The sequence below is a fragment of the Laceyella tengchongensis genome, from assembly GCF_900182735.1.
Taxonomy (GTDB): domain Bacteria; phylum Bacillota; class Bacilli; order Thermoactinomycetales; family Thermoactinomycetaceae; genus Laceyella; species Laceyella tengchongensis.
In genome coordinates this window covers 1-15772 of sequence record NZ_FXTU01000013.1, presented here as the reverse complement: position 1 = coordinate 15772, position 15772 = coordinate 1, and the positions used below count along the sequence as shown (strand labels likewise).

Genomic DNA, 15772 nt, shown 5'->3' with positions numbered 1-15772 from the left:
AACCGATTAGCAGTAGTCGAATCTCTCGGCGCGATTGATCTGCCGGAGAGCGCGACCTTGAAACACAAGTGCGTCTGCAATGCGGTTTTCTGCCGTTTCAAAGCGCTCATCTCTGATTGCGTCGATGGAGCGATTCAACTCTCTGATGGCACGTTTTAAGTTTCTGATAGCACGGCATTTAGCGGACCTTCTGCGAGACATGAAGAAACCCCCTTTGTGATGTGATCAGTTGATATGGAATAGCATATGGATCATTGAGTGAAGTTGCTTGTGTGCCTGCCTTGTTTTTAAAAAACTCTAGTAAAAACAGGGTATAGATCCATATTTGTGATGGTATAAGTTCTTCAAGTCAAAGTCCGCACTAAAATGGTTTTAATATTCAGTTTATAATCGCAGTGAAAAAAGCCGGCCATCGGCTGGCAGGAAAGTCCCAAAACGCCAGAATCATTCCGGGACATGGGTGGGGTGGGGCATGGATTGTCCTATAATGATATGTAGGGAAAGGTGTGTTGTCAGGGGAACTGGCTGGGAGCTGGATGGGGGATGAGGATGGTCGAGGGGAAAAAGGGAAAGGAAATGGAGGAACCGGTGAATTGGTGCACTCCATCCCTTTACAATGAAATGGTATTGGCGTACACCTATCGTAACCCTTTCTTGGCAACTCATTCAATCATAGGAAAATCACAAATCAATGATAGTTTAGATTGCAGGTAGCCTTAGCTGATCTATTAGCTTGTGTTCTGTGGGAGACTGCTGGAAAGGGGTTTAACAGCCAGCCCAAGAGGAATGTGTACTTGTGGCAAGAATACATTGTTGAAGAATGATTGAAGCCGTTTTAAGCTGTCCTATTCCAGACGATGATAGGGAGGAAAGCAATGAAACCACCAGCATTAAAACCGGGTGATCTGATCGGGGTCATCGCTCCTGCCAGCCCGGTTCCTGAAGAGAGACGGGAACGTGCATTACAAACATTGCGCAGATTTGGTTATCGGGTAAAAGTAGGAGCCTCCGTGCAGGAACAGCATGGCTATTTTTCGGGAACAGATGAAGTGCGGGCGCGGGATGTGAATGAGATGTTTGCTGATCCGGAAGTGAGGGCGATCATGTGCATCAGGGGTGGCTATGGCTCACAGCGCCTCCTTGACCGGATCGATTATGCCATGATCAGGAAGAATCCGAAAATTTTTGTGGGTTACAGTGATATTACGTCCCTGCACTTGGCGCTTTGGAAAAAGGCAGGACTGATCACTTTCCACGGGCCTATGGTAGGAGAGTTGGAACATGTCTCAGAGGAAGAGGAGATGGCTTGGGCGGTTTTGTTTCGCCAACTTTCCGATCCTCAACCGCTGGGGGAATATCCAGACACCGGGCGGACGCTCTGTTTTACGATCACGCCAGGAAGGGCGACAGGTAGGCTGGTCGGGGGAAATCTTTGCCTTTTGGCGGCTTCGATGGGAACCCCTTATGAGCTGGACACTACTGGCAAGATTTTGTTCATTGAAGAGGTGGGAGAAGAGCCCTATCGCATTGACCGCATGTTGACGCAATTGCGTTTGGCTGGAAAGTTGGAACAAGCCGCTGGCATTTTGTTCACCGACTTTCATGATTGCAACGCGGCGAACCCGGAGCGAAGCTTAACTTTGCGCGAAGTGTTGGAGGAGATTGTCCGGCCACTAGGTGTTCCCGCTTATTTTGGCTTTCAAGCTGGACACACCAAGCCGAACCTGGCATTGCCCATCGGCATTCAAGCCTACTTGGATGCTGGCGAAGGGACGTTGATGCTGTTGGAAGGATGTGTCCAGGCCAACTGATCAAAAGAAAAATGGAGAAGCACCCATCCGGCTATGCCGAAAGGGTGCTTGATTTATGTGACCATTAGGACATGAACTGTTGATGTTCGGTAGAATTTTTCAACGCCGTGGTGGATGAGGTGCCACCGGTGATGATGAGGGAGACTTGATCAAAGTAGCCTGTTCCCACTTCACGTTGATGGCGCGTGGCGGTGTATCCTTCCGCTTCAAGGGCAAATTCGGCCTGTTGCAGTTTAGAATATGCCGTCATGCCGTGAGAGGCGTATTCATTGGCCAGTTGGAACATGCTGTAATTGAGAGAGTGGAAGCCCGCCAAGGTGATGAATTGGAATTTGTAGCCCATGTTTCCGAGCTCATCTTGGAACTTGGCGATGGTCTTGTCATCCAGCTTCTTTTTCCAGTTGAAAGAGGGGGAGCAATTGTACGCCAACAATTTTCCGGGAAATTTGGCGTGGATTGCTTCGGCGAAACGGCGCGCTTCCTCGAGATCAGGTTCTGATGTCTCACACCAGATAAGATCAGCGTAAGGTGCGTAGGCCAATCCGCGGGCAATCGCTGTATCTAGCCCAGGGCGAATCCGGAAGAATCCCTCGGGGGTTCGATCACCCGTGAGGAAGGGATGGTCAGCGTGATCAATGTCACTGGTCAACAGCTCTGCGGCGTTGGCATCGGTGCGGGCGATCAGGATGGTAGGCACGCCCATCACATCTGCGGCGAGGCGAGCCGAGATGAGATTGCGGATCGCATGCGAAGTGGGAATCAGCACTTTGCCGCCCAGATGGCCGCATTTTTTCTCTGAGGCTAATTGGTCTTCAAAATGTACGCCGGAGGCTCCTGCTTCAATCATCGCTTTCATCAACTCAAACACATTCAGCGGCCCTCCGAAACCCGCTTCCGCATCGGCGACAATGGGCGCAAACCAATCCCGCTGGGTTTTCTCTTCGGACCATTCGATCTGATCAGCGCGTTGCAGTGCCTGATTGATCCGTTTGACCACTTGGGGCACGCTGTTGGCGGGGTACAAGCTTTGGTCGGGGTACATTTGTCCAGCTAGGTTGGCGTCGGCAGCCACTTGCCAACCGCTCAAATAGATTGCTTTCAAGCCGGCTTTCACTTGTTGCATTGCTTGGTTGCCAGTGAGTGCCCCCAATGCTTTGATATGGGGCTCCGTATGAAGCATTTCCCACAGTTTGCGGGCACCGCGCGACGCAAGCGTGTATTCGATGGTAAGAGAACCGCGAAGTTTCAGTACATCCGCGGCGGAGTATGGGCGTTTGATCCCCTTCCACCGGGGGTTGGTGGACCAATCTTTTTCCAAAGCGGCAATTTCCTGTTGATGGTTCATCATCATTCATCCTCTCTGATCATGTTAATCTAATAACGCATAGCCGGGTAATGTCAGAAACTCTGTGAATTCATCACTCAACACCAATTCGGAAAACAGGGGGATCGCCATGTCTAAACGATGGGAAGATCCCAGCTGTTCACGCAGACGGGTCGCTTCTTCTTGCAACAATTGCTGATATAACTCTTTGGTGATCGGCCGTCCGTCCTCCAGTGAGGCGTCCGGATGGCGCAACCATTGCCAAACCTGCGCACGAGAAATTTCAGCGGTGGCTGCATCTTCCATCAGGTTGTCGATAGCCACAGCCCCTGAACCGCTTAACCAAGCGGCGATATAGTGGATGCCGACACGGATGTTGGTTCGCAGTCCGTTTTCGGTAATCGGGCCGGTGGGCACCCGCAACAAGTCGGCTTGCGTGATGGTCACTTCTTCTTGCTTTCGGCTGATTTGATTGGGTTCTGGCATCCAGTGATCAAACACTTCCCGGGCCAGTTGGACGAGGCCGGGATGAGCTACCCATGTGCCATCATGCCCGGCTTGGGCTTCCCTCTCTTTATCGGCGCGCACTAATTCAAATGCCCGTTGAGTCGCCTCGGGGTTTTTCCTGCTCGGAATGTGGGCGGCCATTCCGCCAATGCAAGGGGCATTGCGCTTGTGGCATGTTTGGATTGCCAATTGAGTATAAGCTTTCATGAAGGGGGTTGTCATCGTGACCAGCGAGCGGTCAGGCAACAGAATGGCACGATGGTTCTGCAAGTGTTTCATGTAACTGAAGATATAATCCCAGCGGCCGCAGTTTAATCCGGCTGAATGTTCTCTTAATTCGTACAATATTTCATCCATTTCAAACGCGGCCAAGATCGTTTCGATTAACACGGTCGCTTTGATGGTGCCTTGTTCAATCCCTTTCACTTGTTGGGCATAAACAAATACGTCATTCCACAAACGTGCTTCCAAATGGCTTTCCATTTTTGGGAGGTAAAAATAAGGGCCTGATCCTTTGGCCACCAAGGCCTTTGCATTGTGGTAGAAATAAAGTCCGAAATCAAACAGGCTGGCCGGAACCGGTTTTCCGTCAACAAGGACGTGTTTTTCATCCAGATGCCATCCGCGCGGCCGTACATGAAGCACAGCAGGATCAGGGTTTACTTTATACCATTTTCCTTGGGGACTCATGTAGGTGAGTGTCCCTCGAATTGCGTCACGCAAGTTAATTTGCCCTTGCACGGTGTTGTGCCAAGTGGGTGAGTTGGCATCTTCAAAATCGGCCATGAAACCCTGGGCTCCGGAGTTGAGAGCATTGATTACCATTTTGCGGTCGCCAGCAGGACCGGTGATCTCCACCCGCCGGTCAAGCAAATCCTGGGGCAAGGGGGCGATGGACCAATTTCCTTCCCGAATGGCTCTTGTCTCATCCAGAAAATCGGGCAGTTCAGTCTTTAGTTTTACCGACCGTTCTTTTCTGTTATGCAACAGGCGATCGCGTTGATCGCGGAAGCGTCGTGTAAGATCAGCGATGAATTGCAAGGCTGAGAAGGTGAGCACTTCGGCATAGGAATCAGTGACTGGGCCTATGATCTCAACTCTTTCCGGGCATGATACTTTTCGCAACAAACCGGATCCCCTCCTGGGTGCCATTATGTTATATAACAGTTTTCCTTTTCGTTTTCTATGCTAACACAGAAGCTGTTATAGTACAACTGGTATTTTCGAAAAAATGATTTTTTTTATTTAATAAAGAAAGGTGCAGGGCCCATCCACTCAGAGCGTTTTGTTTTGGATCATCGTCTCGGCCGGTTTCATCTGTGCATAACTCTCCATCTTTGACACAACCTAAGAGCGAAGTTAGCGATGATTGTTTTACTGAGCAAACCAATGATCTGAGATTGATTCTCTTTTAGGGAGGTGACGTGATGCAAATCGATCGGGCAAAGGAGATTTTGCAGTCGCCGGAGAAAATTGCCGTGACCTACCGTGGCGAGCCGGTATGGATTGAGATGGTGGATGAAAGTGCAGAAAAGGTGCGCGTCCATAGTGAATCCAATCCGCAAGAAGTGAAGATTCTCCCCGTTCACGATTTGGATGAGCAAAGAGCATAACAAAAGAGGCAAAGCACCCTTAATGCGTTGTAAATGGCTTAGGGCGAGAGAAGCAAACTTGGAGAGCAGCGAGGTTCTGCTCTCTTTTTAATACGTTTGATAGAGGATCCTGGGAGAAAGTAGTTTAAACTGGTTATGTTAGTGTAAAATGACACTGGAAAGGCGATCTGGGAATGTCCGGTGAATCAAGCTGATTTTTCATCAGACCCAATCTTAGTCAAAAGGTGTGGAACGATCGGGGGGAGTGTGGCTGCATTTGAGAAAAAGAAATCAAAAGACATGGTGTGGGATTGTTCTTATTATAATGAACTGAGGTAGTGTTCTAAAAACACGACAACCCGTGGCGAATCACATGGAAGTCAAGTGAACCGACCCGATGGTGTGACATAAGTTTCACTTTAGTCCATCTTGCTTAATGCCGTAACATCTTCAGGCGCGGGAACGATGAAAGGATATTTACATCAAGGGGAAACCGACAACAGAGCATGAGCTACAAACTGCCGGAACGAAACCGGTTACGTGGCGACAGTGCCTGCTTTAGAAGGAGGAAGAAGCAATGCAAATTTTGTTGATCCGGCATGGACAATCCGAAGCGGATGCATTGGAGGTGTACGAGGGCAGGAGCGACTTTCCGTTGACCCCGGCAGGTGTGGAACAGGCGCACAAGATGGCCGAGCGGGTGAGGGAAGCGTTTCCGCCCGAATATATTTGGGGGAGCACATTAAAAAGAGCGAGTGAAACAGCATCCATTTTGGCCAGGACGATTGGTTGTCCAATTAACTATCTGCCGGAATTGGAAGAGCATAACAACGGAAAGCTTGCTGGCCGTTTGCAGGCGGACACACCGGTTCCCAGGAACCTCCCCCCGCATGTGAAATTGGGTGAAACAGGAGAATCAGGCATTGAATTTCGTGCGCGAGCCGAGCATGTGTTTTCATATATTAAGCATTATAGTAAACCTTATCGTCGTATTGCGATTGTCTCCCATGAAGGTATGATTTCGCGGATATTGGAAAGTTTTTTAGGTTTGCCAGTTCACCACGACTACTATTTTCACACCAGTGAGGCGGGGATTCATTTGATTGAATACAATGAACGGGGCCGGTTTGTGCATTTCCTCAACTGTGATGACCATGTGAGAACGTAAATTTTACGTTTGGTACTTCATCTGTTCATGGACGGCCCCGAACACAAAGCTTTTGGATAAGGGATTCGTATAGAGAGACATGAACACGCCGCGACGAGGTTGCGGTTTAAGTGACCCAAAACCGGATGCCCGTGCACCACAATCGATTGGCGCACGGGCATCGCCATTTGATGACCCACATTCACTTTGGAGGGGGATATGTTTGTGCGAAAGGATATGGGCTTTCCGTTTGAATTGAAAAAAGCTCGCACCAAGCTCAGAGTTCCATTTTATTGATGATGGAGTGATAAACCCCGGTTCCTGATCCGTGTATATGGAATGCTTCTTCTCGCAACAAGTCAATGATATAGGCGCGTTCCTGTTCGGTCAGGTCGGCATCCACATCACGCAGCTTGTGTTGCAAGCTACTGATCAAATTCAAGCTGTGATCCGCTTCTTTGCGGCCTGGTTCGCGCATATTGGCTTCGTGCAACCGGGCTTCTTCTTTTTCCAAACGCTCAGACAGGATGTTCATCTCTTCAAGCGATAAGATCATCACAACGCCTCCTTAAAAACATCATCCGATGATAGTATCGTTCGAAACCAGGAAAAACATGCGGTACTGGAAGAAGGAACCAGTCATCCCCTTGCCCACATGTTCGAAAGAAGGCTGACATGAGAGTGATTCATCAGACCGTGGTGGCGGGGGCTGTATTTGTGGTGATTGCTGTGAGCCAGTCGGTGATGAGTTGATTGCATTGCCGCCATGCTTTGGTGGGAAGTTAGTGGCGTTTGCCCTTGATTTCTTGGGTAGTCACTTGAGGCAACCGGTCTTGAAGCAACTTGGTGTATTTGTGAAATCTACGATCTTTGCTTCCATAAAGAAGTAATATCGGGTGCTTAATTTCCATCAGTCGCTTGGTGCAATTGTACTGTTGGCTAAATGTGAAATATTGCTGGATGTTTTCTGGATCGCCTTGGCGCGCGGCGCGGTGGAGATTGGCAAATGTCAATGGCGTATCGGCATTGCTCCAGGACAAGATGGTGGCCAAGGATCGGAAACAGATGGGTGTGCATAAGTGGGTCGCCGCTCCAATCGCCGCTCTGAGATACAGTGTGCTTGCTTCCGACATGGCGCTGATTAGAATGCCTCCCGCAAAGCGATCCGGATAGGAGAGCAATGCTTCTAGCACAATGCTTCCACCGGTGGAATACCCGCATAAATAAGCTTCTTCAATGCCGAGTTTGTTAAGCAGTTGCCTGATATCTTCTACGATCAATGGATATGTTAGCGGAGTGGGGGACGGGGTGCTAGCTCCGTGGCCCCGAATGTCAAATGTCAGGACGCGGAAGGACGTGGTGAGTTCAGCTATCTGATAGCGAAATACCGCGCTGGTGATGAGGGGAGGATGGATGAAAACCAGAGTGGGACCTTGCCCCGCCAGATGATAATGCAACCTTGTTCCATTCGCTTCGATCAACGGCACTGATGACCCTCCTTTGGCTGTCCGTTTACAGGTAGTGTGGTTCGTGCAGGGAAAAATATGAGACCCAACGATGGGGAGACTCTGGCCGAGGGAGTATCCCTGAAAATGTAATAGATAGCTTTTTGTGAAATAAAATATATATATTATCAAAATTCTCGTTCATTGGTGTTTAGGTCATTTTTTTGTAATATGAAACAGATGCAGAAATTTTTTCAGTTTTTTATTAGAGGGATTTGACCTGACGCTTGTTTCCCTTATAATAAAAGAGCATTGTCCTTATTGTTTTTTTTATGGTGTGAGGATTTTATATTTTTAAAGAAAAGGGGAGAACGGTGGCCATACTTCTGGTCCTATTTTTAGGAGGGTTATTGTTGGTCGGTTTGTATCCGTGGTATGAGCGGATGGGCAATTACTTGCTGATGAAGTGCGAATCGATTGAAAAAAAGAAGATTCCGCGGAAAAAAGGGGGGACCAAACGCAAGGATGCCAGTCAAATCACATAAAAAGCGCAAGAAGCAGTGGATCGGATTTGCTGCAGTGTTGGTTTGCTACATACTGATTGTTTTGTTGCTGGGGAGCTGCCTGTCAATGGTAGATGCTGGTTACCAAGGCGTGGTATTCAACTTCTTCAGTGGCGTTCAGCCGCAAGTGCTGGAAGATGGGTTGCATCTCCATTGGCCGTGGGAATCGGTGACGGCCTATCCCGTTTCTACCGAAATGGCAACGTTTGCAAAGGGGCAAGCCGTATCCGTGGTAAGCAAGGACGGACAACGGGTGCAAATCGATGTGTTCATGAGCTATCACTTGCAACCCGCCCACTTGCCCGGGTTGATGCAACGTTTGCACCAGGAGGATTGGGAAGATGCACGGCAGCAAATTTTGCGGGGTCGGTTGCAAGCTGCCATGCAGACAGTGGCGCTTCGGCATTCGGTGGTCAGTCTGTTTGCCACACAAAGAGAGGCTGTCTGCCGTGAGATCGAAGCCGAGGTGAGACGGGAATTGGCGAAAGACGGAATTGGTTTGGAAGGATTAGCCTTGACTGATTTGCGCGTTGATGAGCGGATGCGGCAACGTTTGCAGAAGCTTGTCGAGTCTGATATTGAACATCAATACATATTGCGCGAGACGGCCAATAAAGAGCAATTGGCCCGCCAGCGTCTGTCTGAAGCGGAAACGAGCCGTAAGGTGGCTCTGATTGAAGCGCAGGGTGAAGCGGAGGCTAATCGTCTGATTAACCAATCGTTGACACCGGAATTGATGCGTTATTACCAGCGGGAACATGTAAAATCCCGCACAAACTGAGTCGTGTTTGATGAGTGGATGGGATTCGGCGATCTGTAGTCTAAGCTGCCCAAGGGGTTCGATTTCCGCCCTCCTTGCCAAGCGCTACCAGCCATCTGGCGCTAACGCGCGGGTGACAAAGAGGAGGTGCATGGCGCACTGGCTTGTGAGCCCTCGCAGTCACGCTTTATAATACAAACTAAAAATAAACCATCAGATGAGCTCACTATTCCCTGCGATACGTAATATATGGGGGCGGAATGAGGTAGAGACAAATGTTGAAAGCAAAAGAATTGACCATTTACGCCAGGTTGTTGATCCAACTGGGTGTCAACTTGCAACCGGGTCAAAACCTGGCCATTCGGGCGTCAACCGATGCCGCGCCACTGGTGCGCAAACTGGTTGAGGTGGCTTATGAATCCGGCGCGCCGCATGTATTGGTTGACTGGTCTGATGATGAGATCAACCGTATCCGGTTGCGCATGGCGCCGGAGGAAACGCTTGCTTTCGTGCCTGAAGGCAAGGTGGAGGACTTCATCCGGATGATTGAGGGAGGGGCGGCGGTCATTTCTATTTTGACCCCCAAACCAGAATTGTTGAAAGATGTGGAAACGTCGCGTATCGCCACCGTGACGAAGGCGATGGGCAAAGCGATGAAAAAATATCAAGAACTGGCGCAAGGTGGGGAAATAAGCTGGACGATCGGAGTGGTGCCCACCGCGGAATGGGCTAATGTGGTATTTCCGGAGTTGGGGGAAGAAGCGGCCCTGGCCAAACTGTGGGAGAGTATCAAATTGGCAACGCGTTTGGATCATGGCGACCCATTAGCTTATTGGCAAGCGTACGCTAACCGATTGGAAGAGCGCACGGCTTGGTTAAATGATCAACAATTCACGCGGTTGCAATACTGGGGGCCTGGAACAGAGCTCACAGTGGAATTGCCTAAAAACCACCGCTGGTTGGGCGGGGGGTTAAAGAACAGTCAAGGCGTCTACTTTCTTCCCAATATCCCGACGGAGGAAGTGTTCACCGCGCCAGTGCGTAACGGAGTAAACGGGCGGGTACGGAACAGTAAGCCGTTGGTGTACAATGGCCAGGTAATCGACGGTTTCACGCTGACTTTTGAAAACGGGCAGGTCGTGCAGGCAGAAGCGGAGACGGGGAATGCCTCACTTCAGGCGTTGCTTCAGATGGATGCTGGAGCCGCTCATTTGGGGGAGGTCGCCTTGGTGCCTCATGATTCGGTCCTGTCCAAGTTGGGCGTGGTATTCCGAAACACCTTGTTTGACGAAAATGCCTCATGCCATTTTGCCCTCGGAGCGGCTTATCCGTTTTGCATTGAGGATGGTGTAACGATGTCCAAGGAAGAAAGAGCGGGCAATGGGTTGAATGAAAGTGTCATTCATGTGGACTTCATGGTCGGCACAGCAGAACTTGACATCGATGCTGTAACGGTAGAGGGACGGGTGGTGCCGCTGTTTCGCAATGGAAACTGGGTATGAACGGACGGAGCGGCTCTTGCTGGTGGCAAGGGTCGCTTCTTTTTGCATGGTGACAATATGGTTTGAAAGACATTGACAAGAGATCGCTTCGCAAATCACGGCGATCTCTTGCTATTTTATTTTACTAGGAGGGGGGATAAGGATGAGATAGAATTATAAAATAGGAAAAATATAGAAAATCAGGCCGGGTGGGGGATGTTTTTTTTAAAAGAAAAGAGGTGGTTCAGAGAAGAGGGGTGCAAATGATTCGATTTGCAATAAGTATAAATACTTTTACGGAATGCTTAGTTTATTTTGTTGTTAGTTAATGCATTTATTCTTTTTTTAAAATTAAATCTGGACATTTGTTGTTGCGGCGAATAAATCCATCAAACGTTGACATGGATTGAAAATTCCGATAAACTCGTAGGTGCAATTTGAAAATAATATAAATTTACCATCAAACCGATGTCGGAGGGTAATTATGTCCTATAATGAATTGGTTCAACCAGAGCGGAAAGATCGGACATATTACAAAGAATATTTGCGTGGGTATAATGATAGCATTCCGATCGTACCAGAACGGATCGCGGAAGGTCCATGGCATGAGGTCGGCGACCATAACGGTGTGGGCTTCTTGCAGTTGGATTCCCTGTTGACGAAAGAAATCAGCGCTTTGGCAGATAAAATGAATGTCTCGGTTCCCACATTGATCAGTTTGATGTGGGGAGTCTTGTTGCAGAAATACAATCGTGCGGATGATGTGGTGTTTGCTTCGGTTTCCCCTTTGGGCGGAAAAGAAAGTGGTGATGAGCTAGCTGTCCAATTGCGCCGGGTGCAATGCACCAAAGGGGAGACGGTTTACGATGTGGTCGCTAAGAACATGGGGCATCCAGAGGTTGAGGCCGTCTTGTTGTCGGAATTGGAGGAGCGGACAGGGATCGCTCTGGATACTATGCAGCATCTTTTGTGGGTGATTGAGTCTGACGTGGATGATATGGATAATCAGCAAAATATATTTTCCGAATACAATAAACATTTACTTATATCTAATGATTCTATTTTTAAATTGCATGTTCAGGTTTGGATTAGCCACTCGTTAACTTTGCGTTTTGCATTTGACCGAAGATGTTTTGACTCAGAATGGATTGGGCGCATTGGTCATCATTTCGCGCGGGTGATTCAAGCCTTTGTCTATCATCCCGAGCAGGCATTGTATGCGATCGATTTGCTGACTGATGCCGAAAAAGAGGCTTTGTTGCGCACCTTTAATGACACGTCGATGCCTTATTCCCACGACCAGACTATCCATGCCTTGTTTGAACGGCAGGCGGAGCGCACGCCAGATCAAGTGGCGGTGGTATTCAAAGAGGAAAAATTGACTTACCGGCAATTGAACGAGCGGGCGAGCCAACTGGCTTGTGCCTTGCGCGACCGGGGCGTGGAGCGGGAAGGGATCGTGGGGGTTTTGGTAAAGCCTTCACTGGAGATGATCGTTGGCATTTTGGGGGTGTTGAAAGCAGGGGCCGCCTTTTTGCCCATTGACCCTCACTATCCGTTGGAGCGAATTGATTACATGTTGCAGGACAGCGGCGCTTCCCTGTTGCTTACGCAGACCGGTCTCCCCCTTCCTGTTGGCTGGAAGGAGCGCAAACTATTCTTGGATCGCATTGCTTGGGAAGAAGGGAGCCTCTTCGATGCTGATGCACCGGGGCGTCCTGATCAGTTGGCTTATGTGATTTATACATCGGGGTCGACTGGCAAGCCGAAAGGAGTCATGGTTGAACACCGAGCACTAGTAAATTTGGCCAGTTGGCATGTGAGACGGTTTGCGGTGACGGCGCAGGATCGGGCCACGAAATACGCCGGATTTGGATTTGACGCTTCGGTATGGGAGATTTTCCCCTATTTGATCGCAGGGGCGACGCTGATTGTCATCCCTGAAGAGCTCCGTTTAGATGTGGAGGCGTTGAACCGATACATGGAAGCGGAGAAGGTGAGCATCAGCTTTCTGCCGACACCGGTGGCGGAACAGTTTATGCGTTTGGAGAACCGCACCTTGACCAGGCTCTTGACAGGTGGAGACCGGTTGCGGCAGGTGCGTCGGCAACCGTACCGGCTGTTTAACAACTACGGTCCGACAGAAAACACGGTTGTCGCCACTTGCTATGAAGTGAAGCCGGAGGGGCCGATTTTGATCGGTAGGCCGATTGCCAATAACCAAGCGTTTGTGCTGAGTGAGGAAGGACAGTTACAACCCATTGGTGTGCCGGGAGAACTTTGCCTAGCCGGAGACAGTTTAGCCCGGGGTTATTTGGGGCGCGACGATCTTACTTCGAGCAAATTCGTCCCCCATCCGTTTGCTCCGGGAGAACGCATGTATAAAACGGGGGATTTGGTTCGGTGGTTGCCCGATGGGAATTTGGAGTTCTTAGGGCGGATCGACGACCAGGTGAAAATCCGCGGATACCGGATCGAACCCGGGGAAATCACCAATGTGCTGTTGCGGCACCCCGCCATTGAAGACGGTGTTGTGGTGGCGCGCGCAGATTCCTCAGGCCAGTCTGTTCTGTGTGCATATGTGGTTGAGACTGAGCCGGTGGGTGACGGCGAGTTGCGAGAGCATCTGGTGCAGGAATTGCCTGAATACATGATCCCCGCCCATATTGTCCGTTTAAAGCGGTTGCCGCTTACCCCCAATGGCAAGGTGGACCGGAAAGCGTTGCCGGAGCCAGTGGCGAACAAAGCGCCGGAGAGTCGGTATGTAGCGCCGTCAGATCCGGTCGAGGTGAAGCTGGCCGGGCTGTGGCAAGAAGTGTTGCAAGCAGATCGGGTTGGACTAAATGATCAGTTTTTCGCGTTGGGTGGGCATTCATTGCACCTGATGATGCTGGCAGCACGCATTCGTGTCGAATTTGGGATGGATGTTCATATATACCGCCTCTTTGAATGCTCTACGCTAAGCGAAATGGCGGCAATGGTGCGGGAAGCGGATCACGATACCACCGCTTCGCTCCAACCCGTGGTGGAGCGGGAGTATTATCCAGTGACTTCGGTGCAACGCCGTTTGTACGCGATGGAGCAACGAGGCAATATCGGGGTAACCTACCATAACCCCGTGGTACTGGAACTGTTGGGCCAGCTGGATGTAGAACGGTTGCGCCAAAGCTTACAGGCTGTGGTGGACAGGCATGAATCGTTGCGCACCTCCTTCCATTTGGTTGAGGATGAGGTGATGCAAAAAGTGGAGCCGGCGGTGCCAGTGCCTTGGGAACAATGTGAGGCAAAGGATGATGCAGAGGCAGCAACGTGGATCGAGCAGTTTATCCGCCCCTTTGATTTGCGGCAAGCACCTCTATTGCGAGCGGGCCTGATCCATTTGGGCAGAGAGCGGCATGTGTTGGTGGTTGACATTCATCACATTGTTTCCGACGGCTTTTCTATCGAGCGGATTTTGCGCCGCGAGCTGAGCAAGCTGTACCGTGGGGAAACGTTACCTCCGCTCATTCTGCATTACAAAGATGTAGCGGTGTGGCAAGAGGAATGGAAGCGAACCCCCGCTTGCCAAAAACAACGGGATTACTGGGCGCAACAGTTTAATGAGGAATGGCCTGTTCTGGAACTGCCGACTGATCGGCCGCGTCCGAAGCTCCAACAGTTTGTAGGAGAAAAGGTTCGGTTCCGTTTGGACGCGCAATTGACTCATCAACTGAAACGTGTGAGTGAACGAGAAGGGGCCACGCTGTTTATGGTTTTGCTTGCGGCATATAAGGTGATGCTGGCCAAATTGTCGGGGCAAACCGATCTGGCGGTAGGCTTTCCCATTGCCGGCCGCATTCAGGCGGAAGCGGAGCAGATTTTCGGCATGTTTGTTAATACGTTGCCGCTCAGGTCGCAACCGACACCGGAGCGTACCTTCCACCAATACCTTGCAGAGGTGAAACAAAACGTCCTGTCCGCGTATGGGCATGGAGAATACCCATTGGAAGAGCTAGCAACACTCCCCAGCGCAAAAGACGGCAGTCGCAATCCGTTGTTCGACACGGTGTTTGTATTGCAAAATGTCGACAAAGAACCATTCGCGTTGCCGGGGATCGATGTGAAGCCGTTTACGGAGTGGAAATGGAAGCAGTCCATGTTTGACATGACATGGGAAGCGGAGGAACAGGAAACCCTTCATTTCGCCGTGGAATACAACACCTCTTTGTTTAACCGGGCGACGGTCGAGCGGTGGATTGGCTATTATGTACGGTTGTTGGAGCAGGTAGTTTCAGGGACAGAAAAGGAACTTCAAGCATTTACATTGATGGATGAAACGGAAGTGGATCGATTGCTGAACGCGTTTAACGCGACGGAAGCGGAGTATCCACGAGACCGGACCCTGCACGAGTGTATTGCGGAACAAGCGGCGCGCACCCCCGAACGGACGGCGGTGGTGTACCGGGAGGAGACGCTGACCTACGGCGAATTGGATGCGCGTGCCAATCGACTGGCCCGCTTGCTTCGAAACCGGGGGGCGAAGCGGGAAGAGATTATCGGTATCATGGTGCGCCCATCATTCGCGATGGTGGTCGGGACGCTCGGGGTGTTAAAGGCAGGAGCGGCTTATCTGCCGATCGATGCTGAGTACCCGGAAGAGCGGATACGCTATATGCTGGCGGACGCGCAAGCGAAGCTGTTGTTAGCCGAGCGTGGCGTGAATGTGCCAGAGGAATGGGCTGACCGGGTATTGTGGCTAGATCAGATCGATTGGGAGGCAGGAGACCGAAGTGCGTTGTCGGAGGAAGGGCGACCCGATGATCTCGCTTATGTGATCTACACTTCCGGTTCGACCGGTCAACCCAAAGGGGTGATGGTGGAACACCGCGCGGTACTCAACTTGGCCACGTGGCACATCCGCGAATTCGGGGTGACAGAAGCGGATCGGGCAACGAAATACGCGGGCTTTGGTTTTGATGCATCGGTGTGGGAAGTGTATCCATACCTGCTGGCCGGGGCTACCCTGCATGTGATTCCGGAAGAACTGCGACTGGATGTGGCGGGATTAAACCGTTACATGGAGGAACAGGGGATCACGATCAGTTTCTTACCGACACAGTTGGCGGAACAGTTTATGCGGTTGGAGAACAGAAGCTTAAAGAC

12 protein-coding genes are annotated in these 15772 nt (G+C 50.5%); 7 read left to right on the top strand and 5 right to left on the bottom strand.

The genetic code is table 11. From position 1 onward, the window contains the following. Nucleotides 1–6: 6 nt before the first annotated feature. Complete coding sequence (locus QQZ12_RS16280) at nt 7–201, bottom strand: hypothetical protein (protein ID WP_102992652.1); 195 nt, start codon at nt 199–201, stop codon at nt 7–9. Nucleotides 202–875: 674 nt separating this feature from the next. Here QQZ12_RS16280 and QQZ12_RS16275 point away from each other — a divergent pair. Next, nucleotides 876–1811, top strand: coding sequence for a S66 peptidase family protein (locus QQZ12_RS16275; RefSeq protein WP_102992651.1), 936 nt, complete (start codon nt 876–878; stop codon nt 1809–1811). Nucleotides 1812–1875: 64 nt separating this feature from the next. Here QQZ12_RS16275 and aceA read toward each other — a convergent pair whose 3' ends face one another. Together aceA and aceB are read right to left on the bottom strand one after the other, a co-directional pair. Next, nucleotides 1876–3156, bottom strand: coding sequence for an isocitrate lyase (gene aceA, locus QQZ12_RS16270; protein WP_102992650.1), 1281 nt, complete (start codon nt 3154–3156; stop codon nt 1876–1878). A 24-nt stretch (nt 3157–3180) separates the two neighbouring features. Next, nucleotides 3181–4794 carry a malate synthase A gene (aceB, locus tag QQZ12_RS16265; protein WP_102992649.1) on the bottom strand — a complete coding sequence of 538 codons (1614 nt, stop codon included), beginning with the start codon at nt 4792–4794 and terminating at the stop codon, nt 3181–3183. A gap of 275 nt (nt 4795–5069) precedes the next feature. Between aceB and QQZ12_RS16260 the strand changes: the two genes are divergently transcribed. Further along, on the top strand, nt 5070–5255 hold the full coding sequence (locus tag QQZ12_RS16260) for an H-type small acid-soluble spore protein (RefSeq protein WP_022738954.1): 186 nt from the start codon (nt 5070–5072) through the stop codon (nt 5253–5255). Nucleotides 5256–5811: 556 nt separating this feature from the next. Next, nucleotides 5812–6402, top strand: a complete 591-nt coding sequence (locus QQZ12_RS16255) for a histidine phosphatase family protein (RefSeq protein WP_102992648.1) — start codon at nt 5812–5814, stop codon at nt 6400–6402. Nucleotides 6403–6658: 256 nt separating this feature from the next. Here the strand turns inward: QQZ12_RS16255 and QQZ12_RS16250 are convergent, their stop codons facing one another. Next, complete coding sequence (locus QQZ12_RS16250) at nt 6659–6937, bottom strand: hypothetical protein (RefSeq protein WP_102992647.1); 279 nt, start codon at nt 6935–6937, stop codon at nt 6659–6661. Between the two features lie 226 nt (nt 6938–7163). Then, nucleotides 7164–7868: an alpha/beta fold hydrolase gene (locus QQZ12_RS16245; RefSeq protein ID WP_284724663.1), complete on the bottom strand. Its 705-nt coding sequence runs from the start codon at nt 7866–7868 to the stop codon at nt 7164–7166. 371 nt (nt 7869–8239) lie between these two features. Between QQZ12_RS16245 and QQZ12_RS16240 the strand changes: the two genes are divergently transcribed. The 4 genes from QQZ12_RS16240 to QQZ12_RS16225 all read left to right on the top strand — a co-directional run. Further along, entirely contained in the window at nt 8240–8371 is a 132-nt protein-coding gene (locus tag QQZ12_RS16240) for a hypothetical protein (protein WP_262983030.1), read from the top strand. Further along, a complete protein-coding gene (locus QQZ12_RS16235; protein WP_102992645.1) occupies nt 8352–9170 on the top strand; it encodes a prohibitin family protein in 819 nt (272 codons plus the stop codon). Before QQZ12_RS16240 ends, QQZ12_RS16235 begins: the two co-directional genes overlap by 20 nt. A gap of 254 nt (nt 9171–9424) precedes the next feature. After that, nucleotides 9425–10651: an aminopeptidase gene (locus tag QQZ12_RS16230; RefSeq protein WP_102992644.1), complete on the top strand. Its 1227-nt coding sequence runs from the start codon at nt 9425–9427 to the stop codon at nt 10649–10651. A 463-nt stretch (nt 10652–11114) separates the two neighbouring features. After that, the coding region (locus QQZ12_RS16225) for a non-ribosomal peptide synthetase (RefSeq protein WP_284724662.1) at nt 11115–15772 on the top strand (4658 nt) is incomplete at its 3' end.

What these genes read in the sequence shown, in the direction of transcription:
- QQZ12_RS16255 (WP_102992648.1), top strand. Translation starts at nt 5,812, where the DNA reads ATGCAAATTTTGTTGATCCGGCATGGACAATCCGAAGCGGATGCATTG.
- aceB (WP_102992649.1), bottom strand. Translation starts at nt 4,794, where the DNA reads ATGGCACCCAGGAGGGGATCCGGTTTGTTGCGAAAAGTATCATGCCCG.
- QQZ12_RS16280 (WP_102992652.1), bottom strand. Translation starts at nt 201, where the DNA reads ATGTCTCGCAGAAGGTCCGCTAAATGCCGTGCTATCAGAAACTTAAAA.
- QQZ12_RS16275 (WP_102992651.1), top strand. Translation starts at nt 876, where the DNA reads ATGAAACCACCAGCATTAAAACCGGGTGATCTGATCGGGGTCATCGCT.
- QQZ12_RS16250 (WP_102992647.1), bottom strand. Translation starts at nt 6,937, where the DNA reads ATGATCTTATCGCTTGAAGAGATGAACATCCTGTCTGAGCGTTTGGAA.
- QQZ12_RS16260 (WP_022738954.1), top strand. Translation starts at nt 5,070, where the DNA reads ATGCAAATCGATCGGGCAAAGGAGATTTTGCAGTCGCCGGAGAAAATT.
- aceA (WP_102992650.1), bottom strand. Translation starts at nt 3,156, where the DNA reads ATGAACCATCAACAGGAAATTGCCGCTTTGGAAAAAGATTGGTCCACC.
- QQZ12_RS16230 (WP_102992644.1), top strand. Translation starts at nt 9,425, where the DNA reads ATGTTGAAAGCAAAAGAATTGACCATTTACGCCAGGTTGTTGATCCAA.
- QQZ12_RS16235 (WP_102992645.1), top strand. Translation starts at nt 8,352, where the DNA reads ATGCCAGTCAAATCACATAAAAAGCGCAAGAAGCAGTGGATCGGATTT.